This is a genomic window from Pseudomonas sp. LARHCG127 (assembly GCF_052871455.1).
This window is the reverse complement of the sequence record NZ_JBIXJT010000005.1, coordinates 117,073-141,242: the sequence shown is the minus strand read 5'-3', so window position 1 is coordinate 141,242 and position 24,170 is coordinate 117,073. Positions and strand designations below refer to the sequence as shown.

General features: G+C 61.7%; 16 protein-coding genes. 6 read left to right on the top strand and 10 right to left on the bottom strand.

Annotated features, from left to right (window positions below):
• Positions 1 to 4: 4 nt before the first annotated feature.
• A complete protein-coding gene (locus ACIPQ1_RS10785; RefSeq protein WP_446534072.1) occupies positions 5 to 430 on the bottom strand; it encodes a hypothetical protein in 426 nt (141 codons plus the stop codon).
• On the opposite strand from ACIPQ1_RS10785, the gene ACIPQ1_RS10780 reads away from it, so the two are divergent.
• From ACIPQ1_RS10780 to ACIPQ1_RS10770, 3 genes are read left to right on the top strand one after another with little or no spacing between them, the layout of a single operon-like run.
• Entirely contained in the window at positions 416 to 1,660 is a 1,245-nt protein-coding gene (locus tag ACIPQ1_RS10780; protein WP_186704889.1) for an exonuclease SbcCD subunit D C-terminal domain-containing protein, read from the top strand. The two genes, ACIPQ1_RS10785 and ACIPQ1_RS10780, sit on opposite strands and share 15 nt — an antisense overlap.
• Complete coding sequence (locus ACIPQ1_RS10775; protein WP_411387373.1) at positions 1,657 to 5,298, top strand: AAA family ATPase; 3,642 nt, start codon at positions 1,657 to 1,659, stop codon at positions 5,296 to 5,298. Before ACIPQ1_RS10780 ends, ACIPQ1_RS10775 begins: the two co-directional genes overlap by 4 nt.
• A complete protein-coding gene (locus ACIPQ1_RS10770; RefSeq protein ID WP_250964405.1) occupies positions 5,295 to 5,897 on the top strand; it encodes a glutathione S-transferase in 603 nt (200 codons plus the stop codon). The genes ACIPQ1_RS10775 and ACIPQ1_RS10770 overlap by 4 nt, the downstream gene beginning before the upstream one ends.
• Positions 5,898 to 6,103: 206 nt before the next feature.
• Here ACIPQ1_RS10770 and ACIPQ1_RS10765 read toward each other — a convergent pair whose 3' ends face one another.
• From ACIPQ1_RS10765 to ACIPQ1_RS10735, 7 genes are all read right to left on the bottom strand, one after another.
• Positions 6,104 to 6,229 (bottom strand): hypothetical protein, encoded by a 126-nt coding sequence (locus tag ACIPQ1_RS10765; RefSeq protein WP_272971873.1) that lies wholly within the window; start codon positions 6,227 to 6,229, stop codon positions 6,104 to 6,106.
• A 172-nt stretch (positions 6,230 to 6,401) separates the two neighbouring features.
• Complete coding sequence (locus tag ACIPQ1_RS10760) at positions 6,402 to 6,581, bottom strand: hypothetical protein (RefSeq protein ID WP_186704886.1); 180 nt, start codon at positions 6,579 to 6,581, stop codon at positions 6,402 to 6,404.
• Positions 6,582 to 6,737: 156 nt separating this feature from the next.
• Positions 6,738 to 7,913: a lactonase family protein gene (locus ACIPQ1_RS10755; protein WP_411387372.1), complete on the bottom strand. Its 1,176-nt coding sequence runs from the start codon at positions 7,911 to 7,913 to the stop codon at positions 6,738 to 6,740.
• Positions 7,900 to 8,196, bottom strand: coding sequence for a DUF5629 family protein (locus ACIPQ1_RS10750; RefSeq protein WP_250964407.1), 297 nt, complete (start codon positions 8,194 to 8,196; stop codon positions 7,900 to 7,902). The genes ACIPQ1_RS10755 and ACIPQ1_RS10750 overlap by 14 nt, the downstream gene beginning before the upstream one ends.
• Positions 8,197 to 8,414: 218 nt before the next feature.
• On the bottom strand, positions 8,415 to 9,995 hold the full coding sequence (locus ACIPQ1_RS10745) for an aldehyde dehydrogenase (NADP(+)) (RefSeq protein WP_186728537.1): 1,581 nt from the start codon (positions 9,993 to 9,995) through the stop codon (positions 8,415 to 8,417).
• Positions 9,996 to 10,007: 12 nt separating this feature from the next.
• Entirely contained in the window at positions 10,008 to 11,000 is a 993-nt protein-coding gene (gene araD1 / locus ACIPQ1_RS10740; RefSeq protein WP_446534071.1) for an AraD1 family protein, read from the bottom strand.
• A 149-nt stretch (positions 11,001 to 11,149) separates the two neighbouring features.
• Positions 11,150 to 12,472, bottom strand: a complete 1,323-nt coding sequence (locus ACIPQ1_RS10735; RefSeq protein ID WP_250964410.1) for an MFS transporter — start codon at positions 12,470 to 12,472, stop codon at positions 11,150 to 11,152.
• Positions 12,473 to 12,665: 193 nt separating this feature from the next.
• On the opposite strand from ACIPQ1_RS10735, the gene ACIPQ1_RS10730 reads away from it, so the two are divergent.
• The 3 genes from ACIPQ1_RS10730 (at position 12,666) to ACIPQ1_RS10720 (ending at position 20,213) form a co-directional block, all read left to right on the top strand.
• The gene (locus tag ACIPQ1_RS10730) at positions 12,666 to 14,402 is read left to right on the top strand and encodes an IlvD/Edd family dehydratase (protein WP_411387371.1); all 1,737 of its coding nucleotides are present in this window, start codon (positions 12,666 to 12,668) and stop codon (positions 14,400 to 14,402) included.
• A 253-nt stretch (positions 14,403 to 14,655) separates the two neighbouring features.
• Entirely contained in the window at positions 14,656 to 15,381 is a 726-nt protein-coding gene (locus ACIPQ1_RS10725; protein WP_207965257.1) for a FadR/GntR family transcriptional regulator, read from the top strand.
• A gap of 113 nt (positions 15,382 to 15,494) precedes the next feature.
• Positions 15,495 to 20,213: a dermonecrotic toxin domain-containing protein gene (locus ACIPQ1_RS10720; protein ID WP_446534070.1), complete on the top strand. Its 4,719-nt coding sequence runs from the start codon at positions 15,495 to 15,497 to the stop codon at positions 20,211 to 20,213.
• Positions 20,214 to 20,362: 149 nt separating this feature from the next.
• Here ACIPQ1_RS10720 and ACIPQ1_RS10715 read toward each other — a convergent pair whose 3' ends face one another.
• A complete protein-coding gene (locus tag ACIPQ1_RS10715) occupies positions 20,363 to 22,738 on the bottom strand; it encodes an efflux RND transporter permease subunit (RefSeq protein ID WP_446534069.1) in 2,376 nt (791 codons plus the stop codon).
• 43 nt (positions 22,739 to 22,781) lie between these two features.
• On the bottom strand, positions 22,782 to 23,834 hold the full coding sequence (locus ACIPQ1_RS10710) for a WD40/YVTN/BNR-like repeat-containing protein (protein WP_446534068.1): 1,053 nt from the start codon (positions 23,832 to 23,834) through the stop codon (positions 22,782 to 22,784).
• Positions 23,835 to 24,170: the final 336 nt, after the last annotated feature.

The window sequence follows — 24,170 nt, the reverse complement described above, 5'->3', positions numbered from 1 at the left end:
GCCTTCACAGCTTTTTCAGCTTTTTCAGCTTTTTCAGCTTTTTCAGCTTTTTCAGCTTTTTCAGCTTTTTCAGCTTTTTCAGCTTTTTCAGCTTTTTCAGCTTTTTCAGCTTTTCAGCTTTTGTGGCTTTTGTGGCTTTTGTGGCTTTTGTGGCTTTTGTGGCTTTTGTGGCTTTTGTGGCTTTTGTGGCTTTTGTGGCTTTTGTGGCGAGGGAGCTTGCTCCCGCTGGGCTGCGCAGCAGCCCCTTTTTGGCGATTGCTACGCAATCGAGCGGGACCAAGCTCCCTCGCCACAGGGTCGTGTTCAGATAGATCCAATGAAGTTGACCAAATCCTCCCCTCCGTTTCCCAGTAAACTCTCCTTCTTTTAGCCGCCCCCTCTTCACCGCGGCCATCATCTGTTTCTGGAGTTCACCTTGCGTCTGTTTCACACCTCCGACTGGCACCTGGGACAAAACCTGCACGGCCAGGAACGCGATTTCGAACACGCCTGCTTCCTCGATTGGCTGCTGCGTCAGCTGAGCCAGGAAAAACCCGACGTGCTGCTGATTGCCGGTGACATCTTCGACACCGTCAACCCGCCGGTCAAAGCCCAGGAGCGCCTGTACGATTTCATCGTCAGCGCCCATGAACAAAACGCCAACCTGACCATTGTCATGATCGCCGGCAACCACGACTCCGGCTCGCGTATCGAATTGCCCGCGCCGCTGATGCGCCGCTTGCGCACCCACGCCTTGGGCCGGGTGTTGTGGCTGGACGACGGCCAATTGGACGTCGAGCGGCTGTTATTGCCGCTGCCCGATGCCAAGGGCAAGGTCAAGGCGTGGTGCCTGGCCCTGCCGTTCCTGCGCCCCGCCGAAGTCACCGGCGCGCAACTGGGTGACGACTACCTGCGGGGCATCGGCCAGGTGCACGAGTGGCTGATCGCTGCCGCCAACAGCAAGCGCAAGAAAGGCCAGGCGCTGATCGCCGTCAGCCATGCGCACATGGCCGGCGGCTCGGTGTCCGAGGATTCCGAGCGCAGCCTGATCATCGGCAACGCCGAGGCCCTGCCCGCCAGCCTGTTCGGCCCGAGCATCAGCTACGTAGCCCTCGGCCACCTGCACAAACCGCAGAAGGTCAACGGTGAAGAGCGCATCCGCTACAGCGGCTCGCCGATCCCACTGTCGTTCTCGGAGATTGGCTACCAGCACCAGATTCTCGACGTCACGCTGGACGGCGAGACGCTGGTCAAGGTCGAACCACGCCTGATTCCCCGGGCCGTCAATCTTCAACGCCTGGGCCCGGCCCCCCTGGCCGATATTCTCGGGCAACTCAAGGAATTGCCCGACATCGACCTGCTGGCCGACATCCAGCGCCAACCCTGGCTGGAAGTGCGGGTGCGCCTCGACGAACCGCAGCCGGACCTGCGCCACCAGGTTGAAACCGCGTTGCAAGGCAAGGCCGTGCGCCTGGTACGGATCGGCGCCGAGTACGCCGGCAACGGTGGCACTGGCGGTGCCGATGACGACGGTGCGTTGGTGGAGCTCGATCAGCTCAGCCCGCAGGAACTGTTCAGCCGCGCCTGGCAGGACACCTACGGCAACGAAGTGGACGAACAAACCCTCAAGGACTTTGCCGTGCTGTTGCAAGACGTGCAGATGGAGAGCGAGCAGCCATGAAGATTCTCGCGATCCGCCTCAAGAACCTGGCGTCCCTGGCCGGGCCTTTTGAAATCGATTTCACAGCCGAACCCTTGGCCAGCGCCGGCCTGTTCGCCATTACCGGCCCCACGGGCGCCGGCAAGAGCACGCTGCTCGACGCCTTGTGCCTGGCGCTGTTCGGCGCCGTGCCGCGCCTCAACAACACCGGGCGCGACGCCAAGGTGCCGGACGTCGATGGCGATATCGCCACGGGTGACCCGCGCACGCTGTTGCGCCGCGGCACCGGCGACGGCTTTGCCGAAGTGGATTTTCGTGGCATAGACGGGCGCCGCTATCGGGCCCGCTGGGAAGCCAATCGCGCCCGGGAAAAGGCCGGCGGCAAGTTGCAAGCCAGCCGCCAGAGCTTGCGGGACCTGGACAACGATCAATTGCTGGCGAGCCAGAAAGGCGAATACAAGACCCAGCTCGAAGCCGCCCTGGGCCTGAACTTCGAGCAGTTCACCCGCGCCGTGTTGCTGGCCCAAAGCGAGTTCAGCGCGTTCCTCAAGGCCGATGACAACGACCGCAGCGAACTGCTGGAAAAACTCACCGACACCGCCCTGTATACCCGCCTCGGCCGCCGCGCCTTCGACAAGGCCAAGCAAGCCAAGGACAGCCACCGGCAATTGCAGGACCAGGCCAGCGGCGTCACGCCGCTGGTTCCCGAAGCCCGGGCCGAGCTGGACCAGCGTTTCAATGACGCCCAGCAGCAGCTCAAGACCCAGCAGGCGCAGCTCAAGCAACTGGAGCAGCAACACACCTGGCTGCGGGACCTGCGCCAGCTGCAGGACGAACACGCCAGCGCCGCCGAGCAGTTGCAACAGGCCCAGGTCGATTGGGACGCCCTGGCCGACGAACGCCTGAAACTGACCCGCCTGGAACAACTGGCGCCCCAGCGCCATCAGTTCATTCGTCAGACGGAGTTGAGCCGACAACTCGACCCCCTGGCCGGGCAGATCCAGCAGCTCACCCAACAGCAGATCGACTTGCATGAACAACAGGCCGAACTGGAAAAACGCCTGGACGCCGCGCAACTGGCACAGGCCGCAGCCCGGCAACAAAGCAGCGACAGCGCGCCGTTGCTGCGCCAGGCCTTTGAAGAGCAAAGCAGCCTGGCCCGCCTCGCCAAGGACACCAGCCAGGCCGCCGAGCGCCAGGAACAGGCGCAACAGGCGTGCACCGAAGGCCAGCGCACCATCGATACCTTGCTCGACCAGCAAAAACAGGTGGCCGAGCGCTTGCAGCGCATCGCCGGCGAACTTGAGCAAAGCACCCACCTGGCGCCGCTGAGCGACGCCTGGAACGCCTATCGCGATCGTCTCCAACAACTGATGCTGATCGGCAATCGCCTGAACCAGGGCCAGGCCGAACTCGCCACCTTGGAACACAGCGCCGCCCGCGCCGCCGAAGAACTGGCCAGCCGCCGACAAGACCTCGAGGTGCTGTACAAGGAAGCGGGCGCCGAGCCCGACGCGGTGGCCGAACAGATCCAATTGCTCGGCAACCTGCTGCAAGACAACCGCAAGCAACTGCGCGCGTTCGAAGAACTGACCCGGCTATGGGCCAGTCAGCAAGAGCTGGACAAACGCGGCGCCGAGCTCGAACAACGCCAGCAACAAGCGTTGCAGGAACGTGACCGCTTGGTGCGTGAGGGCGGCGAAGCCAAGGCCGAACTGACCATCGCCGAGCAGGCCCTGACCGTGACCCGCGAACTGCTGGCACGCCAGCGCCTGGCCCGCAGCGAAAGCGTCGAGCAATTGCGTGCCCAGTTGCAGGACGAGCAGCCCTGCCCGGTATGTGGCAGCGTCGAGCATCCTTATCATCAACCCGAAGCCCTGCTGGAAAACCTCGGGCGCTTCGATGAATCCGAAGAGGCCAACGCCCGCAAAGCCGTCGAACAGCTCAACGAAAAAGTCATCGAGCTACGGGCGCAGTACAGCGGCGTCATGGCCCAGCTCAAGGAGCTCAAACAGCAGCAGGAGCAGCTCGCCAGCCAGCAACAGGGCTTGGCGCCCAGCCTGGAAGCCCACCCGTTGTCGGCGCAACTGCTGGCCCAGGATTCGGGCAAGCGCGACGCCTGGCTGGCCCAGCAGAACAGCCAACTGCACCAGCACATCAGCCAGGACGAACAACGGCAAACCGCCCTGCTGACCCTGCAGCAGGACGCCGTCCGGATGGGCCAGCGCCTGCACGAGGCCGAAGTCGCCAGCCAACAGGCCTCACAGCACCTGGGCAACCAGCAGCAAGCGCTGGCCCGCGACCGCCAGCGCCTGGACGAAGAGTTGAGCCACTTCAGCACCCTGCTGCCAGCGAACACCTTGCAGGCTTTGCGCAGCGATCCCGCCGCGACCTTCTTGCAGCTCGACCAGCAGATCGCCCAGCGCCTGGCGCAACTGGATCAGCAACGCGACGAACTGGGCGAACAGCTCCAGCGCCAGCAGACCCTGGAAAAAGAACAGGACCGCCAGCAGACTCGCGTCCAGCAACTTGAAGCGGCCCGCGTGCAATTCAGCACCTTGAGCGAGCAACAGCAGGCCGGCCAGGAAAAACTCGCGCAACTGCTCGGCGAGCACAGCAGCGCCGAACACTGGCAGCAACAACTCGACCAGAGCCTCGAACAGACCCGGGAGGCCGAGGCAACGGCCAATCAGCAGTTGCAGCAATTGCGCAACAACCTCGTGCAACTGGCCGCCGAACTCAAGGCCCGCCAGGAACAGGCACAATCCCTGGACCATGAACTTCAGGCCCTGGATACGGGTATCGCGCAGTGGCGCACCGGCCATCCTGAACTGGACGATGCCGCCCTTCAAACCCTGCTCAGCCTGGACGAACAACAGGTCAGCCAGTTGCGCCAGCGCTTGCTCAACAGCGAAAAAGCCATCGAACAGGCCCGCGTCCTGCTCACCGAACGCGAGCAACGCCTGCACAATCACCAGGCCCAGCACAACGGCAACCTGGCCGCCGAGCAACTCGCCGAAGCCCTCACCGAGCTGCAAGCGCAATTCTCCGCCAGTGAACAGCGTTGCGCCGAACTGCGCGCCGAACAGGCCGAGGATCAACGTCGGCAGAACGCCAACCAGGCCCTGGCCCAGCAGATCGACCAGGCCTACGCCGAATACCAGCGCTGGGCACGCCTCGATGCCCTGATCGGCTCGGCCACCGGTGATCGCTTCCGCAAGCTGGCCCAGGCGTACAACCTCGACCTGCTGGTGCACCACGCCAATGCCCAACTGCGGCAACTGGTGCGCCGCTACCGGCTCAAGCGCGGCGGCAGCATGCTCGGGCTGCTGGTGATGGACACGGAGATGGGCGATGAACTGCGCTCGGTGCATTCGTTGTCCGGCGGCGAAACCTTCCTGGTCTCCCTTGCCCTGGCACTGGGCCTGGCCTCGATGGCGTCCAGCACACTGAAGATCGAATCGCTGTTCATCGACGAAGGCTTCGGCAGTCTCGACCCCGAGTCGCTGCAACTGGCCATGGATGCCCTCGACGGCCTGCAGGCCCAGGGCCGCAAGGTTGCGGTGATATCCCATGTGCAGGAAATGCACGAGCGGATCCCGGTGCAGATCCAGGTGCGGCGCCAGGGCAACGGGTTGAGCACGGTGGAGGTGAAATGAGTCGTGCCACGCTCTACTCCTTCCGCCGTTGCCCCTATGCGATGCGGGCGCGCATGGCCTTGCGCTACAGCGCGGTCGAGGTGGCGATTGTCGAAGTCAGCCTGAAGGCCAAGCCCGCCGAGATGCTCGCCCTCTCCAGCAAAGGCACGGTGCCGGTGCTGCAAGTCGATAGCCGGGTGATCGATGAGAGTCTGGAGATCATGGGCTGGGCCTTGGACCTGCACGATCCGCAAGACTGGAGACTACGGGACGATCCCGAAGGCCAGGCGCTGACAGCGGCGTTGGTCGAGGAAAACGACCGAGTGTTCAAGCTTCACTTGAATCGCTACAAATACCCCGAACGCCATCCCGAATACTCGAAGGAACATTACCGTAGCGAGGGTGAAAATTATCTGCGCAGACTGGAGGCATTGCTTGAAGCCCGGCCCTTCCTGGCGGCGGAGCACCCGAGCCTGGCCGACGTGGCCGTGCTGCCCTTCATACGGCAGTTCGCCCATGTCGACCGCGACTGGTTTGCCCAGGCGCCCTACCCTCGGCTACAGGATTGGCTGCAGGGATTGCTCGAGTCAGAGCTGTTCGTGGCGATCATGGCCAAGTAACCATTTGCCCAGTTAGCGCACTTTTTGTGGCTAATGAGCTTCTATGGCTAAGAGGGGCTTTTGTGGCTAAGGGGTTTTTTGTGGCGAGGGAGCTTGCTCCCGCTGGGCTGCGCAGCAGCCCCCTTTTAGCGATTGCTACGCAATCGAGCGGGAGCAAGCTCCCTCGCCACAAAGGCAATCATGCAGCCCATTGCTATCTGAGCCAATCAGTCGCCCAACAAACTCAACAATCGCTCACGGGCGACTTCCAGCTCACCGGGAACGGGCTGGGCCGCCGAGACAATCGGGGTGGAATAGAGGAACAGCAGCATCACTGCCAGACGCATCGCCATGGTGTCGATCCTTATTGGTAAGGAGTCAATTAACGAGCGTCAAATTTAAACACATGGCCATGTGATATCACAACGGTGATTTTCAACCCAAGCACGAAGCCTGCGATCTTTTCTCTCCCCCGGGATCCGGGTAGGAAACGAAAAGATCGCAGGCTTCAAGGGTCAGCGGTGTTCAGTGTTGGGTCTTGTGGTCCAGCGCCGCATAGAAGTTGGCGCTTTGTTGCAGGTATTTCTCGGTGTAGCTCTGGGTGCGGTTTTTCTTGTCGCTGATCTCGATGCTGGCACTGGCCGGCAATGCCACGTTGGCGGAGATGGCGGAAGCGGCGATCACGGAAAAAAGATTCAGGTTCATGGCGGTAATCCTCGGATTCAGTTGGCTGATTTGCCCGGTGGGGCCGTGAAGCAAACTTACGCGCCGAGGCGTCTCGCCTTGAAATGCTTTGTAATACTAGCGACTATCAGTCTTGTTGATACAACGGCGAAGGCCCCTGAAATCGGGGCCTGAGCGTTATTGACGCACCAGGAATTTCACATCGCTTGGCGCATCCATGGGCAGTTTCTGAACGGTTTTGCCCAGCAGGCCGGTCTTTGGATCGCGCTCGATGACCACGATCTGGTTGCTTTTCTGATTGGCGACCAGGACGAATTTTTCGTTTGGATCAAGGCTGAACTCCCGGGGGTGATCACCCTCGACGGAGCGTCGCTGCAGTTCCTTCAAGGTGCCGGAGGTCGGGTCTACAGCGAACACCAGGATTTCGTTGGTGGTGCCACGGTTACTGACGTACAAGAACTTGCCGTCCTTGGACGCATGCAACGCTGCCGCTGCCTTACCCGGCTGGGGTTTGCCGTCGGCCAGATCGACCAACTGGCGCTGGGTCAGGCGACCGTCCTGGTAATCGAATACCGCGACCTGGGCGGTCATCTCCATCGTCAACCAGGCATGCTTGCCATCGCCACTGAACAACAGATGGCGCGGCCCGCTGCCCGGCGGCAACTGCACGAAGGGCGGATCGGCAGGCGTCAACGGCAGTTCGGGGTTGGCCTTGGGGTTGTAGCGGTAGACAAACACCTTGTCCGCCCCCAAGTCATTGGCGAACACATAGTTGCCGTCTGGTGACGGCACCGCGGAATGCACATGAGCGGATTTCTGCCGCTCGGGATTGACCCGACTCGGCTGATGGCTGCCCGATTGGACCACTGGCGTCAGCTTGCCGTCCGCCCCCACCGGCACCACCACCAAGGTGCCGCCCGGGTTTTCCAGCACGGAATAGTTACTGACCAACAAATGCTGGCCGTCGTGGCTCAAACTCGAATGGGTCGGTTCGTTGCCCAGGGATTGCACTTGGCTGATCAGGCTGATGGCGTGGGTCTTTGGGTCGATGGCGTAGCTACTGACCTTGCCCACCGGGTCTTTTTGGCCCGGCCCGTTTTCGTTGACCACGAACAGCCGGGTCATGTCCTTGGACAGGGTCAGCCATGAAGGGTTGTCTGTCTTGATCACTTGCAACGGGTTGGCGTCGATCTGGCCGGTGCGGCTGTCGAACTGCAACCGGTAGATGCCTTGGCTCTGGCCCGCCGTGTAGGAGCCCACCAACAACTGGTGGCGCTCGCTGGTGTCGGCCTGGACGCCCATGGCGCCCACGCTGCCGGCCATCAACAAGGGCCAGAAACTACGCATCTTCATGATCGGAGTCCTCATCGTCGTGGCCGCTGGTCGCTTCCACGCATTCCAGGTGGTGATCGCCCGAATCGCTGGTAATGACCCAATGCTTCAGGGCTTTGTCGAAGGTCGCGGCCTGCATCTGCGCCGGGGTGAAACGCCAATGCTCAAGGGTGCGGCCGTTCATGCACTCGACGTGCAACTGATCTTGCTCGTCGAGGGAGAAATCGAATGCATGCAGCCCATCGATAATCAGCATGTCGCAATGTTCGAGGGCGTGCAGCAGGGTGTCGGTTACGGCAGTCATGGTGATCAGTCGGTCATTGGGAAAGTGCCATGATAACCCAATGTGGGAGTGGGCCTTGGGCCATAAGGTTCGAAAGCGGTGTTGCCTGACATATCGCTTTCGCGAGCAGGCTCGCTCCCACAGGAGATTGGTGATGAGCGTAAATCCCCTGTGGGAGCGAGCCTGCTCGCGATGAGGCCGGCACATTCAACTTGAATGTAACGACCTCACCGCAACCCTCAGAGCGCCTCGCGCCCCGGCACCCCATCCACCAACCGCTGGATCCCCAGCGGATTTGCGTTTTTCAGTGGTTCCGGCAGCAGGCTGTCCGGATAGTTCTGGAAGCACACCGGACGCAGGAAGCGATCGATCGCCAATGTACCCACCGAGGTGCCACGGGCATCGGACGTCGCCGGGTAAGGCCCGCCGTGCACCATCGAATCACACACCTCGACGCCGGTTGGATAACCGTTGAGCAAGATGCGGCCGACCTTCTGCTCCAGCAACGGCGTCAGTTCGCCGAACTGTTCGAAATCCGCCGGCTCGCCAATCATCGTCGCGGTGAGTTGGCCGTGCAGGCCGTTCAGCGCGGCGGTCAGTTGCGCCTGGTCGGCGACTTCGACAAATACCGTGGTCGGGCCGAACACCTCTTCTTGCAGCGCCTCGTCACCGTTGATCAACAGGCTGGCGTCGGCCTTGAACAACTGCGGCTGGGCCTGGTTGCCCTGTTGCTCGCGCCCGGCCAGGTGTTCGATGCCCGGGTGCGCCAGCAGCTTTTGCAGGCCCTTGCCGTAGCTTTGCAGCGTGCCGGCGTTGAGCATGGTCTGGGCAGACTGGTCGCCGATCAGCGCGGCCACCTGTTGGGTGAAGGCGGTGAACTGCGGCGAGCGAATGCCGATCACCAGGCCCGGGTTGGTACAGAATTGGCCGCAGCCCTGCACCACCGAGGCGGTCAGGTCGCGAGCGATGCTTTCGGCGCGGGTTTCCAGCGCCTGGGGCAACACGATCACCGGGTTGATGCTCGACATTTCGGCGAACACCGGAATCGGCTGGGGCCGTGCGGCCGCCATGTCGCACAGGGCACGCCCGCCCTTGAGGGAACCGGTGAAACCCACGGCCTGGATCGCCGGATGCTTGACCAGCCATTCGCCGACGCCACCGCCATAGATCATGTTGAACACACCGGCCGGCATCGCGGTTTTCTCGGCGGCGCGAATGATCGCGTCGGCGACGTGTTCTGCCGTGGCCATGTGGCCGCTGTGGGCCTTGAACACCACCGGGCAGCCGGCGGCCAGCGCCGCTGCGGTATCACCACCGGCGGTGGAAAACGCAAGGGGGAAGTTACTGGCGCCGAACACCGCCACCGGGCCGAGGCCGATGCGGTACTGACGCAGGTCCGGACGCGGCAGCGGCGTGCGCTCCGGCAAGGCGCGGTCAATGCGCGCGCCGTAGAAATCACCACGGCGCAGGACCTTGGCGAACAGACGCATCTGGCCGCTGGTACGCCCGCGCTCGCCCTGGATCCGCGCCGCTGGCAACGCGGTTTCACGGCAGACCACGGCGACGAAGTCATCGCCCAAGGCGTCCAGTTCATCGGCAATGGCTTCGAGGAACTCGGCCCGGCGCGCCGCACTCAGGCTGCGATAGGTCGGGTATGCCGTGGCAGCGGCCTTGGCAGCGGCATCGACTTCTTCGGCCGTGGCCTGGACGAATGCATGGGGCAAGGCCTCGCCGGTGCTGGCGTCGACGCTCTGCAGGCGGGTCTGGCCGGCCGCGCTGCGCGCCCCGCCGATGTAGTTGTGGCCAAGGATCTGGTTCATCGCAAGTCTCCTTTAAAGTGTGCCGATAGTACCCGGATTGAACACCGCGTCCACCGGGGCAATACCGTTGACCAGCGGCGCGCCGAACTCCGCCTGGCTGATTTCGAACACATCCCCCGGCTGGGTGCGGATGCCATCGGCGAACGACAGCGTCGCGGTGCCGAAGAAGTGTACGTGGACGTCCCCCGGGCGCAGGAACTGACTGTATTTGAAGTGGTGGAATTCCAGGTTTTCGAGGCTGTGGCACATGTTCGCCTCGCCGCTGAGGAATTCGTTCTGCCACAGCACTTCGCCGTTGCGCAGGATACGACTGGTCCCGGATAGATGTTGAGGCAGTTCACCCACGCGAAGTTCCGGGCCAAAGCTGCAACTGCGCAGTTTCGAATGGGCCAGGTACAGGTAATTCTTGCGCTCCATCACGTGGTCGGAAAACTCGTTGCCCACGGCAAAGCCCAGGCGATACGGCTTGCCATCGTGACCGATGACATACAGGCCGCTGATTTCCGGCTCTTCGCCGGCGTCTTCGGCGAACGGCGGCAACGGAAACGGGTGGCCCGGACGGACGACAATGCTGCCATCGCCCTTGTAGAACCATTCCGGTTGCACACCGGCCTGCCCGGCCTGGGGCTTGCCGCCCTCCACGCCCCACTTGAAGATGCGCATGGTGTCGGTCATGGTCGCTTCGTCACCGGCCTGCTGGTGCATCTTGTCCCGGGCCGAGGCACTGCCCAGGTGGGTCAGGCCGGTGCCACTGACCAACAGGTGCGCCGGGTCCGGGTGATCCAGCGGCGGCAGGATGCGCAGCTCACCGAGCAACTGCGCGTAGTCATGGCTTGCACCCAGGCCCAGGCCGTTGACCTGCTGCTCAAGCTTCACACCCGCTTCGATGGCTGCCAGCGCCAGCTCGCGCACGGTGCCGGCGCCCTGCACTTCGCGCACTCGATCGCCCTCGACCACACCGACGCGGCGTTCGCCGTTACTCAATTCGAACTGAACTAAACGCATATCTTTCTCCTTGTACGCAAAACTTGAATTTGGTGCATTCCCTTGTGGGAGCGAGCTTGCTCGCGATAGCGGCCTCCCATTCAGCCGGGATGTTGACTGTCCGATCGCCATCGCGAGCAAGCTCGCTCCCACAGTTGATCGCAGTCATTTCAGGTACGTGTCGCCCCCCGGGCGCTGGCGGCAAACTGATCCGCCGGCAACACATGCTTGCGCTCCAGCAGGCGGTAGACCACGCCAGTCAACACCAAGCCAAACACCATCACACAGGACAGGAAATACAGCCCCGAAGCCAGGTTGCCGGTGTACTCCTTCAGAGCACCGATCACGAACGGACCAATGTAGCCACCCAGGTTGCCCACCGAGTTGATCAGCGCGATGCCCGCCGCCGCACTGGCGCCGGCAAAGAACCGTCCCGGCAAGGTCCAGAACACCGCCGTGCAGGAAAACAGCGCGAACGCCACCAGGCACAGCGCCGCCAATTGCAACACCGGCACCGACAACCAGGCGCTGAGGAACAGGCCGATGGCGCCCAGCACGTACAACACGGCCAGGTGACCGTAGCGGTCGTTCAAGCGGTCGGAACTGCGGGGAATGATCAGCAGGCCGACGATGCCGAAAATGTACGGCACCGACGACACGAAACCGGTTACCAGATCGCTGCCGCCGAACTGCTTGATCAGCGTCGGCAACCACAGGCCCAGGCCGTAGATGCTCAAGGTCACCGGCAGGTAGAACAGCGCCAGCAGCAACACACGCTTGTCCTTGAGGGCATGCAGCGGATTGCCATGGCGGGTCTGGCCGTATTCCTCCAGGTCTTTTTTCAGCTCACCGGCCAGCCAGTCCTTCTCGGCCTGGTCCATCCATTTCACTTGTTGCGGGCCATCCGGCAGGTAGCGCAGCACCGGCCAGGTCAACAGCACCGCCGGCAGACCGATGACAATGAACAGCCATTGCCAGCCGTGCAGGCCAAGGATCCCGTCCATGCCCAGCAAGCCGCCGGATACCGGGCCGGTGATCATCATCGCGATGGGTTGGGAGAGAATGAACAGCCCCAGGATCTTGCCGCGATGGCGCACCGGGAACCATTGGGTGATGTAGTACAGCACGCCCGGGAAGAACCCGGCTTCGGCCGCGCCCAGCAAGAAGCGCATCACATAGAAGCTATGGGGGCCTTGCACGAACGCCATGCCAATGGTGATGGCGCCCCAGGTAATCATGATCCGGGCGAACCAGCGCCGGGCACCGAAGCGCTCCAGCATCAGGTTGCTGGGGATTTCCAGCAGGAAATAACCGATGAAAAACAGCCCGGCGCCCAGGCCGTAGGCGGCGTCGCCGATGCCGATGTCGGCGCCCATGTGCAGCTTGGCAAAGCCCACCGCAGAGCGGTCTACGTAGGCGATCAGGTACAGCAGGATCAGGAAGGGAATCAGTTTGAGAGTGATGCGACGAATAAGCCGCAGTTCCTGGCTCATGGGACCGGTCTCCGATTGTTGTTGTTATAGAACCTCGGGGGATTTCTCTCGCGAATGACCGCCAGGACAATCCCTCCGTTGAATCGGACTATATAGTAATACTATTTACCCAACAACACTTCCAAACCGCACAAATTGCGCTTATGTTACGCTTCAGCTAGAACAATATAGTCATACAATAAGAGAATCGATCATGTCTGATAAGAAACCCTCCCTGCGCTCGGCCCAATGGTTTGGCACCGCCGACAAAAACGGCTTCATGTACCGCAGCTGGATGAAAAATCAGGGCATCGCCGACCATCAGTTCCACGGCAAGCCGATCATCGGTATCTGCAACACCTGGTCGGAGCTGACGCCGTGCAACGCGCACTTCCGGCAGATCGCCGAGCACGTCAAGCGTGGCGTGATCGAGGCCGGGGGGTTCCCGGTAGAGTTCCCGGTATTCTCCAACGGTGAATCGAACCTGCGGCCCACCGCCATGCTGACCCGCAACCTGGCAAGCATGGACGTGGAAGAGGCGATTCGTGGCAACCCGATCGACGGCGTGGTGCTGCTCACCGGTTGCGACAAGACCACCCCCGCCCTGCTGATGGGCGCCGCCAGCTGTGATGTACCGGCCATCGTCGTGACCGGCGGGCCGATGCTCAACGGCAAGCACAAAGGCCAGGACATTGGCTCCGGCACCGTGGTCTGGCAATTGAGCGAGCAGGTCAAGGCCGGCACCATCACCATTGACGACTTCCTCGCGGCCGAGGGCGGCATGTCCCGCTCGGCCGGTACCTGCAACACCATGGGCACGGCCTCGACCATGGCCTGCATGGCTGAAGCCCTCGGCACTTCCCTACCCCACAACGCGGCGATTCCGGCCGTGGACGCCCGTCGTTATGTGCTGGCCCATATGTCCGGCATGCGTGCGGTGGAAATGGTCCGTGAAGACCTGAAACTGTCGAAGATCCTGACCAAGGAAGCCTTCGAAAACGCCATTCGTGTCAACGCCGCCATCGGCGGCTCGACCAACGCGGTGATCCACCTCAAGGCCATTGCCGGACGCATCGGCGTGCAACTGGACCTGGACGATTGGACCCGCATCGGGCGCGGCATGCCGACCATCGTCGACCTGCAGCCGTCCGGGCGCTTCCTGATGGAAGAGTTCTATTACGCCGGCGGTTTGCCCGCCGTGCTGCGGCGCCTGGGTGAAGCCAACCTGATCCCTCACCCGGACGCGCTGACGGTCAACGGCAAGAGCCTCGGCGACAACACCAAGGACGCGCCGATCTACGGCCAGGATGAAGTCATCCGCACCCTCGACAACCCGATCCGCGCCGACGGTGGTATCTGCGTACTGCGCGGTAACCTGGCGCCATTGGGCGCAGTGCTCAAACCATCCGCCGCCACCCCTGAGCTGATGCAGCATCGTGGTCGTGCGGTGGTGTTCGAAAACTTCGACGAGTACAAGGCTCGGATCAACGACCCCGAGCTCGATGTGGACGCCGACTCGATCCTGGTGATGAAAAACTGCGGGCCGAAGGGTTATCCGGGCATGGCTGAAGTGGGCAACATGGGCTTGCCGGCCAAGCTGCTGGCCCAGGGCGTGACGGACATGGTGCGTATTTCGGACGCGCGCATGAGTGGCACCGCCTACGGCACCGTCGTCCTGCACGTGGCGCCGGAAGCCGCAGCGGGCGGGCCTTTGGCCGCCGTGAAGGAAGGCGACTGGATCGAGCTCGATTGCGCCAGCGGCCGCCTGCACCTGGACATCCCCGACGCCGAACTCGCCGCGCGCCTGGCCGACCTCGCGCCACCACAACAGTTATTGGTGGGCGGCTACCGCCAGTTGTACATTGACCATGTGCTGCAAGCGGACCAGGGCTGCGACTTCGACTTCCTGGTGGGTTGTCGCGGCGCCGAGGTGCCGCGTCACTCTCACTGATCCAGGTCTCCCTTATGGGAGCAAGCTTTGTGAGAGCAAATTTTGTGGGAGCTGAGCTTTTGTGGGAGCTGAGCTTGCTCGCGATAGCGGTGTAACAGACAACAGAGATGTTGACTGGAAGTGCCTCATCGCGAGCAAGCTCAGCTCCCACAAAGACTCTTCATCTGCATCAAAAACTCGCACTAGCGACCCGCCATCGCCGCGCCTGCTATCATGCGCAACACCCCCCTCGCACAGGATCGCGCCGCGTCCCATGGATTACCGCAAACCCTCCGACCGCAAAAGCATGCATGCGCGCATCGTCCAGGAACTGGGCATGCAGATCGTCTCCGGGCGCTTCAAGCCGGACGATAAATTGCCCGCCGAAGCCCTGTTGTGCGAAGAGTATGCGGTCAGCCGCCCGGTGCTGCGCGAAGCCACCCGGGTACTGGTCGCCAAGGGGCTGGTGTATTCGCGCCCGCGTGTGGGCACGGTGGTCAAGGCCCGCCGGGAATGGCACATGCTCGACCCGGACGTGCTGCACTGGTTGATGCAAAGCAGCCCGCAGAATGAGTTCTTCGGCCTGCTCACCAGCGTGCGCAGCATCATCGAACCCGCCGCCGCCGCCCTCGCCGCCCAGTTCGCCACCGACGACGACATCGCCGCCATCAGCGAAGCCTACCAGCGCATGGAAGCGGCCCCGACGCCCGAAGCGTTGCTGCAACCGGACCTGGACTTCCACAGTCGTATTGCCGACGCCACTCACAACGACCTGCTCGCCAATCTATGCAACATGTTGTCCGTGGCCATCGCCGAAGCCCTCAAGCACTCCAACCAGCGGCCCAACCTGCATGAACTGGCGATGCCGCGGCACAAGGCGATCCTCACCGCCATCGAGAACCGCGACGCCCTCGGCGCGCGCCATGCGACCCTGGTGCAACTGGACGATGCCCGCAGCGCCTTGAACGTGGTGCTGGGCAGCGATCCCGACCAAGCCTGACACCACCCGCCCCAAGCGGGTGGTATCTATATACCGCACACAGAGGACGGGAATCCCGACACTTGACCCTCGTCGTCATCCCGACGGCCATGCGTTCAAGAAAAGGAATTCTTATGACCTCGCTATCCCCAGCCGACAACGTTTCTGCGCTTGAAGAAAACCGCAGCCAGCCCTTCGCCGACCGCCCGACCTTCGAGCAGGTCGTACAGCACATGCTTGAGCAGGCACTCAAGGAAAAATACCCCGAACTGACCATCGACCTCTCCAAGACCCGTCTCGCGGTCCCGAATGCAGCCGCCAAAGGCTGGAACTTCCAGCCCTTCATGCCGTTGGTGCTCGATTACCTGGCCCTCGGCACGCCCGTCGATTTCAGTCCCCAGGGCGCGCTTGACTGCTATCTTTCCGACTCGCCCCCCAGCCGCCTGTGGTCGGGCAATAGAAGGCTGGACGTAACGGTTGTCGAAAAATGCTTGCTTGAATTGCCCTGGATCGTCCCGATCGGATTGGAAGATGCGCTGACCCGTTATTGGAATGGCGACATCAGCACGACCGCCCTGAGCGAAACCACCCTGCGCATCAGCCGCTGGCGATGCCTCAGCGACACCCTCAGAAACGCCTTGCATATTCGCCGGCTGCAACAACCCGGCTTGAGCGTACCGGCACGCCAAGCCCTGGACCAGATCGTCCGGTGGCCGGAGCGCGCCCAGCGTTTCCAGGCCAACGCCTCGCCTGTCTATGCCTATGGCCTGAAACACACGGTCACCCGTGGTTCCACCACCACCGAGCTGCCAGGCACCGATATCCTGCTGGCTCATTACACCGAATATGGACTCACTCTCCTGCTGTGCAGCCCGGGTGGCACCGTACAGCCCTTCGAATCGATGGACGCGGTCATTCGCTATCGAGGTGAACAGATCGCCAAGCGCTACGTGGTCGACACGGTCACTTGCCAACGCTACGAGCTCGCCGGTGATGCCTTCGAAGCCCAGGCCGTCATGATACTGGGACAGCAATTGGCTGATCTGCGGGCCATGCAATTGCCTGCCCGGATCGGCCTGGCAGATCTCAAGGCGCTGTACAGCGAATTGAGCGACCCGAGCCGCTACCTCCGCGATCTCCCAGGTCTGACGCCGCAAACATCGACTCGACTGGTCGCGCTACGGCCCGATTGGTTGAAAAATGCATCGTCGACCGATGAGGCAAACTTCAGGCGCGCCACCCTGGCGCTGGCCAGTGCCACGCACAATGCATCAGAGCAAACCGATATCACCGACATCAACGCTTATACCGTCGACGCGCTGCTCACGGAGATGGAGAAAATCAACGACAGCAGCCCGAACAAGGTTTCCACAAGCCAGTTCCACCCCGACGACGTCGAGTTGATCTTCACCGTTTCCGCTGGGTTTCCCGGGACCGCCGGTATCAGCGAAAAAAGAACCCTGAGCCTGACGCAACTGGCCATCGCCAATCTGGTCGGCCGCCCAAGCGGGCACCTGAACATCCGTCATCGCAAGGGCTTGGCACTGCCTGCCTGGCTGACCCAGGCACTCATCACCGACAAAAACGGATTGATCGAACGGGTCGACATCGGTGCGACCTATCCTGAGTACCTGCGCGAAGAGTTGATGGGCGACTCGCCCCAGGCCCAGAAACATCAGCAGGTATTCGCCGAACAGGTCTCGGCGCAGTTGCCGCTCCAGGCGCTGCAGCAAATGCTGAACAACGAACATGGCATGTCCCGCCAAGGGCTGCGGTTCATCGAAGCCTTGCTGCAACCCGACGCCGAAGACCGCCAGGTCGAGGGGCGCCCCGTCGTCATCCGGCACCTGGCCTTCCTGCGCCAGCCCCAGGCCCAACCCGATATCGTGAATAACATGTTCATTGTCGAGGCGAAAGACGCTAAAACCGGGCCGCACCTGTTGTATCGCCCGCTGTGCACGCCTTCGCTGATGGAGTTTGCAACGCAGCAGGCGCTGCTGCAGGCCATCGCCACGGCCGGTGACGTGCAAAAAAGCGTCCTGATCTGGATGTCTGATGCCGCCCGGCCGGTGTATGCCAACGGTGGGTTCAAGGAACCGCATATTGTGCGCTTCCTCCAGGGCGACGAATTTACCGCGCCGGAAAAACCCGCCCCTGCTACGCTAGCCACCGGCGGCGGCAACGAGGAATTGCTGCAATACCTGAACAACGGCCAGTTGCTGCAGTACCTGTATGGCTGCAACGCAAAGGCGCTGGTCACCCAGGCCGACCGCAACTTAGTCTCCAACAGCGAAAGCCGCTGGGCGATGTTGCTCGAAGGCGGCGGTCTGCTGTTCAACACGCTGCTGTTTCCCTTGCTGCGCGGTCCGGCCATGGCCATTGCCTGGTTATGGAGCCTGATGGCCAGTGCCAGCCATGACATCCCGGCCCTGGCCAGCGAAGACCCGGCAACACGGGAAAGCGCTTTCGTCGACTTTTTGGTCAACCTGGCCCTGCTGACGAGCCACTTGTCCTCGATCCCTGCTCCGTCTCGTGCACCCATCGCCGAATCCCTCAAGGAGCAGGCGATGCGCCCCCCAGCCCCACGCGTCATTGCCGAGCAATGGCCGGCGCCGGCGAAGCCTGGCATCCAGGAGGGGGCTGTCGCCCTGCCGGACGCGCACGCCAATGACCAGGGCCAAATCCTGGACTTGAGTTTCACCAGCGCCCACCATCGCCTGACGCCGGAACAACGCACTCAATTGCGAAACATGGAAGTGCCGCGCCCCAAGACTCTGCCCGAGCCCTACCGCGTGGGCGCTTTCAAGGGGCTGTATGTGATCGACAGCAAATGGCATGCCTTGATAGACGGAAGACTGTTTCGAGTCATACCGGAGACACAAGGCAACAAGGTCGTCGTCAGGATCGTTGACCCACTCGACCCGTTCACCCTGGGCCCGCAGTTGCAATCGGACGGCCAGGGCAACTGGTCCATGGACCTGGGTTTGCGCCTGCGAGGAGGCATGCCACCCAAGCGCATCGCTGAACAGCGGCGGCTCAAGGACCAGAGAAGGAAGGAGCTGCTCGATGACTTGGCCGGCTTCGCGCTCCAACAACCCAAGCAACATGCGGCGGTGAGCGTTGCTGAACAGGTACTGAAGAAAGTCGAAGAGGGCAGCACCTACACTGAAGCGCAGCGCGCGCCTAAACGTCAAACCCTTTACACGCTGCTCGAACAGCAGGTCGACATTCGCCGCAAACTGCTCGACAGCATGCCCGAACGCGACGAGCTGAAGATAAGCTTGCCTGCTGACCGCGTCCGTGAGCTGATGGGCGATGTAGCCGGCTACGCGAGCATCGCCTCTGAAGCAACCGCTTCGGAATATCAAGCGCTCAACGACGAAAACTCGCGCCTTTTACCTCCCACGCCCGAGGTATTGCTCAATCACACAGAAAGCTACTTTGACTACCTCAAGAAAACAATCGACATCAACAGTCGGCGAATCCGTTGGTTGGAGCTCAGCGAGGAGTACCTGGAGAAACTGTTGAATCAGGGTTCCGCAGGCGCCAAGGTGTATGAGCAACTGACAAAAGGTCGCCCCTTGGATGCAGTAAACTCAATCACTGCCAAATCCCTGCAAATGAGCACGCTCAATTTATTGTCACTCAAAAATTCCGGCGGCCTGTCTGACTACATGTACCGGGTTTTTCGGCCGCTTGGAAAGCAGGTACATACTCACGCCGAGCTGCATACCTACGAGCTGACTCCATCGGAAGAGCTGCAAGTCCTGGAAAGCCTGAGCGAGCAGTACGCCAGGGCCCTGGACCATTTGCAGGGCATGAGAACCCTCTATCCCGACGATATAAACCAACCCTACTTCAACCAACTGACCGAGTTGATGGAAAGCCTGTATCAGGACGCCTCCAGCAAACTGGCCATCGAAGTCAAGCCCGAGCCGGAACCGGAGCGCCGCAAACGCCCACCGAAACGTCCCAAGGCGGCCGCGGGGCGCCCGCAGAAAAAAGTGATCAAGACTCGCAACAACGGGGTTTTGATCGGCGATTTCAAACCGGCCGGCACCCGCCTGCCGATAGATGTCGTCGAGCTGCGCGCGGATAACAATAAGGACGTCGCCATCTATTCGCTCCATGAGGATGTGTGGGACCCCGTCGATGTGCGTCAACCGGAGCCTGCCGCTGCGTCAGTACCCGCTCCAGCACCCAGAACGCGGCGTGTCGAAACGATAAGCCGCGATGCGCGCAAATTGCTCGGTCAACTGGATCAGCGGTTGCGCCGCGCCGAAGATTACAAAACGCGCTGCCGTTATCCCCAGGAAATCGAGGAGATCCTGAACAATGAGGCGAGCCGATTCCGCGCCCTGTCCGACGAACTCGACAACGCCATCGCAAGCTCACAAACGCCACGCACCCCGGAAGATGGGGCGCTGCGCACCCAACTGACGGATGCGATTACCCGGCTGACCAACCGGGGCAGCGCCCTGCGCACCGAGCTGAGCCTGAGTTTGCCGCCCACCGACGGCAACCTGCGCTACCTGTTCGAAAAAAACCTGATACAGGTCGCACGACTGGGCGAACGCAAGGCCTTGACAGGGGCCCGCAAGGATTTTCTCCAGGAGTACGCCGTCAACGACCGCGATGGTTTCCCCATCTGGTACGCACATTTTCATTATGAAGCGATGGATACGCCGAAAGCCGACTACAACGTTGCGCATCTCAAGACCAAGGCGCAGCGTCGAGAGCACTATCACTCGCTGCTCGCCAAGGCTAACAACCCCTACGCAGTGATCGATGTGCACCGTGGACAGATCGGCCGCTCATTGGCCCAGGGCAAGTTTCTACCGTTGGCGCCATGACCAAGGCCCATGGAAACCTGTGGGAGCGAGCTTGCTCGCGATGGCGGACGGACATTCAACACCTTCATTGACTGCCACACCGCTATCGCGAGCAAGCTCGCTCCCACATCAGTTAGCCACCTGGGCTGGGCTGAAGGTTCTGCCATCGATCAATGGGCAAACAGTGAGTTGCCCTTCTGTCCCGCCAGCTTCTCAGGCTTGATCAGGAACCGCGCCAGCGCCGGCAGCAGCCACAGCGCACCAAACATGTTCCACAGCAACATGAACGTCAGCATCAAACCCATGTCCGCCTGGAACTTGATCGCCGAGAAGATCCAGGTGCACACGCCAATCGCCAGGCACAGGCCGGTGAACAACACGGCTTTACCGGTGGATTTCAGCGTCTGGTAGTAAGCCTCCTGCAACGGCAAGCCGGCGCGCAGGAAACTTTCCAGGCGGCTGTAGATGTAGATGCCGTAGTCCACGCCAATCCCCACCCCAAGCGCCACGACGGGCAAGGTCGCGACCTTCACGCCAATGCCCATGAAGGCCATCAGAGCGTTGCCCAGCACCGAGGTCAGCACCAGCGGCAGCACGATGCACAGCGTCGCCGCCCAGGAACGGAAGGTGATCATGCACATGGTCGCCACGCAGATGTACACCAGGATCAGGATGGTCAGTTCCGATTCCTTGATCACCTCGTTGGTGGCCGCCTCGATGCCGGCGTTGCCGGCGGCAAGGATGAATTCCAGGCCATCGCGGTTGTTGTCCTTGGCAAAGTCCTGCACCGCCTTCACCGCGCGGTCCAGGGTCTCGGCCTTGTGATCGTTGAGGAACACCAGCACCGGCGCCAGGGAACAGCTGTTGTTGTACAGGCCATCGGCCCGGGCGATGGAGTTGTTCAGCACGTCAGGGTTGCGCGACAAGGTCTCCCATTTCAGGTTGCCCTCGTTCATGCCCTTGATCATTTGCTTGGACACGGTCACCAGGGAAATCGCCGACTGCACGCCCTCGGTGTTCTGCATCTTCCACATCAGCTCGTCAATCGGCGCCATGGCCTCATAGCGCGAGCAGCCTTCGGCCTTGGTCTTGACCATCACCACCAGCACATCGGAACTGGTGGAGTAATTGCTGATGATGAAGTTGTTGTCCTGGTTGTAGCGTGAGTCCGGACGCAGTTCCGGCGCGCCCTGGTCCAGGTCGCCGATCTTCAGGTTCTGGCTGTACCAGAGGCCACCGCCAAAGGCGATCACCGCCAGGGCAATGGACACCGGTGCGACCTTGGCGCTGGCGAAACTCGACAGCAGGCGCCAGAACGGGTGTTCACGGGTCGCGTCTTTCTTGCTGCGCTCGACCGCCCGCTTGCTGATGCCGACGTAGGAGATCGCTACCGGCAGCAGGATCAGGTTGGTGAACACGATGACCGCCACGCCGATGGAGGCGCCGATGGCCAGTTCACGGATCACGCCGATGTCGATGATCAGCAAGGTGATGAAGCCCACGGCGTCCGCCAGGATCGCGATCATCCCCGGCAGGAACAACTGGCGGAAGGTACGCCGCGCCGCCGTCAGGGCATTGTCCGCCTCGCTGGACTGCAAGGCGATGCCGTTGATCTTCTGCACGCCATGGGAAATGCCGATGGCGAAGATCAGGAACGGCACCAGCATCGAGTAGGGATCCAGGCCGAAACCGGCCGCATGCATCAGTCCCAATTGCCAGACCACCGCCACCAGGGTGGTGCTCAACACCGCCACGGTGCTGCGCATGCAGTTGGTGAACCAGTAGAGCAGGATCAGGGTAATGACGAAGGCGATGCCGAAGAACATGACCACCATGACCAGGCCATCGATCAGGTCGCCGACCTTCTTGGCGAAACCGACAATGTGGATCTGCACATTGGGATTCTGGGCTTCGAACTTGTTGCGAATCTTGTCTTCAAGCTCGTGGGAGAACTTGCGATAGTCGAGGGCAAGCAACTTGCCCTGGTCCTGCGGGTCGGGGTAGGACTCCAGCAACGGAATGTCGATAATGCTCGATTTGAAATCGTTAGCCACCAGGCGCCCGACCTGGCCAGACTTGAGCACGTTGTTGCGCAGCAGGTCGAGGCTGTCGGCCGAGCCGTTATAGCTCTGGGGGATCACCTCGCCACCGGCGAAGCCCTCCTCCGTCACTTCGGTCCAACGCACACTGGGGCTCCACAACGACTTGAGCCCGGAACGGTCGACACCGGAAATGTAGAACACCTCGTCATGGATCTGGCGCAGGGTCTCCATATAGTCCTTGGAGAAAATATCGCCGTTGGTGGCTTCCACGGAAATGCGCACCGTGTTGCCCAGGTTCGCCAGGTCGTTGCGGTGCTCAAGCATCTTCTCGATAAAAGGATGCTCGAGGGGAATCATTTTTTCGAAACTGGTGGAGGGACGGATCAGCGTGGCCTGCCAGAACAGGAAAACGCTGACCAGCAGGCAAATGACGATCACTGCCGGGCGGTTGTTGAAAATCAGGCGCTCGAGAAACGTCGCCTTGTCTTGGTGATGACTGCTCATGGGGTCCGCCTTCTTGTTTTTATGCCCGTCTCGCAGGCCTGACTCATTTGCTCAGTTCAGCGCCAGTGGACGTGGTGGCGCGCACGCCGCCTTGCCCTGCCAGGATCAGGTTGCCATTGCCCGCCGCCGTGACGGCCGCCACGGAGATTCGGTCCGGGCGGTTGAACACGCTGAAGGTCTCGCCGTCGTCGGTGCTGCGCACCACGCTGCCGCCGTTGCCGACGATCACGATGGAACCGTCCGCCAGCAGCGTGGCGCCGGACAGGCCGAACTCCAGCGTTCCACGGGCGGCCTTGAGCTCGACTTGCTCCCAGGTGCCGCCAAAATCGGTGGAACGGTACAGGTTGCCGCGCAAACCGTAGGCCAGCAGCGTCGAAGGCTGGGCGGTGCCGATGACACCGAACAGCGAGCCTTCGTACGGGCCTTCGACCTTTTCCCAGGTCTGGCCCCAGTCGGCGGAGCGGAACATGCTGCCGGCCTCGCCGACAATGAAGAGCCCGGCGTCTTTCACGGCCGCGATGGCATTGAGGTGGAACTGGTCTTCGTTTTCGAGGCGGTCGCTGGCGTCTTCCCAGTGCTTGCCGCCGTCGGTAGTCTCGTACAACGCGCCATACGCACCCACGGCAAAACCATTGCCGGCGTCCTTGAACCAGACATCCAACAGCGGCGCTTCACGGGTGAGGTCTTCGAATTGCTTGGTCCAGGTGCTGCCGCCATCATCACTGGCGAGGATCTGCGCGTCGTGCCCCACCGCCCAGCCGTGCTTGTCGTCAACGAAAAAGACTGCGGTGAGCAGTTGGCGGGTTGGCACCTTGGCCTGGGTCCAGGACGAGCCCTGGTCATCGGAATAGACGATGTGTCCCCGATCACCGACCGCCACCAGGCGCTGCCCGGCATGGGCCACATCGAGCATCAGGGTTTTGCTGGCCTTGGCCGATTCGACGGAATAGATGACATCGGACGTCGACGCCGCAACGGCCATCACCGGTGCCGACAACACCGCAGAGCCCAGCAGCGACAGCGCCGAAGCCAGCAGCGCGACTCTGCGCAGCAGCGGCGGCCGGCAGCGGCCCACAGCCATGACAGGCTCATTCATAGACCTTTCCCCCATTATTATTGTTATGGCTTGGTACGTTGCCGTTCCTGGAGCATAGTCCTGAAACCTGCAATCTAGAGCCACTTCGGAAGCTGGCGTTATCCTATCGGGCTTTCGAAAGGTCTGACAATCGACGCCGCGTTATCTTTTGTTAACCGGGGAGGTTGGCGCTGGGGGTGAATGGCGGGGTATTCGGTGGGGTGATAGCGAGGGGCTAGGCGGTGACGGGGCTGACGCTATCGCGAGCAAGCTCGCTCCCACAGTAGATCTTCAGCGAACACCTATTCTGTGATCAGCCTGGATCCCCTGTGGGAGCGAGCTTGCTCGCGATGAAGG

Excerpts from the sequence above, each read along its gene's own strand:
- ACIPQ1_RS10725 (WP_207965257.1), top strand. The coding sequence starts at position 14,656 with ATGGATTACCGCAAACCCTCCGACCGCAAAAGCATGCATGCGCGCATC.
- ACIPQ1_RS10730 (WP_411387371.1), top strand. The coding sequence starts at position 12,666 with ATGTCTGATAAGAAACCCTCCCTGCGCTCGGCCCAATGGTTTGGCACC.
- ACIPQ1_RS10760 (WP_186704886.1), bottom strand. The coding sequence starts at position 6,581 with ATGAACCTGAATCTTTTTTCCGTGATCGCCGCTTCCGCCATCTCCGCC.
- ACIPQ1_RS10745 (WP_186728537.1), bottom strand. The coding sequence starts at position 9,995 with ATGAACCAGATCCTTGGCCACAACTACATCGGCGGGGCGCGCAGCGCG.
- ACIPQ1_RS10755 (WP_411387372.1), bottom strand. The coding sequence starts at position 7,913 with ATGAAGATGCGTAGTTTCTGGCCCTTGTTGATGGCCGGCAGCGTGGGC.
- ACIPQ1_RS10715 (WP_446534069.1), bottom strand. The coding sequence starts at position 22,738 with ATGAGCAGTCATCACCAAGACAAGGCGACGTTTCTCGAGCGCCTGATT.
- ACIPQ1_RS10775 (WP_411387373.1), top strand. The coding sequence starts at position 1,657 with ATGAAGATTCTCGCGATCCGCCTCAAGAACCTGGCGTCCCTGGCCGGG.
- araD1 (WP_446534071.1), bottom strand. The coding sequence starts at position 11,000 with ATGCGTTTAGTTCAGTTCGAATTGAGTAACGGCGAACGCCGCGTCGGT.
- ACIPQ1_RS10770 (WP_250964405.1), top strand. The coding sequence starts at position 5,295 with ATGAGTCGTGCCACGCTCTACTCCTTCCGCCGTTGCCCCTATGCGATG.
- ACIPQ1_RS10765 (WP_272971873.1), bottom strand. The coding sequence starts at position 6,229 with ATGGCGATGCGTCTGGCAGTGATGCTGCTGTTCCTCTATTCCACCCCG.
- ACIPQ1_RS10710 (WP_446534068.1), bottom strand. The coding sequence starts at position 23,834 with ATGAATGAGCCTGTCATGGCTGTGGGCCGCTGCCGGCCGCCGCTGCTG.
- ACIPQ1_RS10750 (WP_250964407.1), bottom strand. The coding sequence starts at position 8,196 with ATGACTGCCGTAACCGACACCCTGCTGCACGCCCTCGAACATTGCGAC.
- ACIPQ1_RS10735 (WP_250964410.1), bottom strand. The coding sequence starts at position 12,472 with ATGAGCCAGGAACTGCGGCTTATTCGTCGCATCACTCTCAAACTGATT.
- ACIPQ1_RS10720 (WP_446534070.1), top strand. The coding sequence starts at position 15,495 with ATGACCTCGCTATCCCCAGCCGACAACGTTTCTGCGCTTGAAGAAAAC.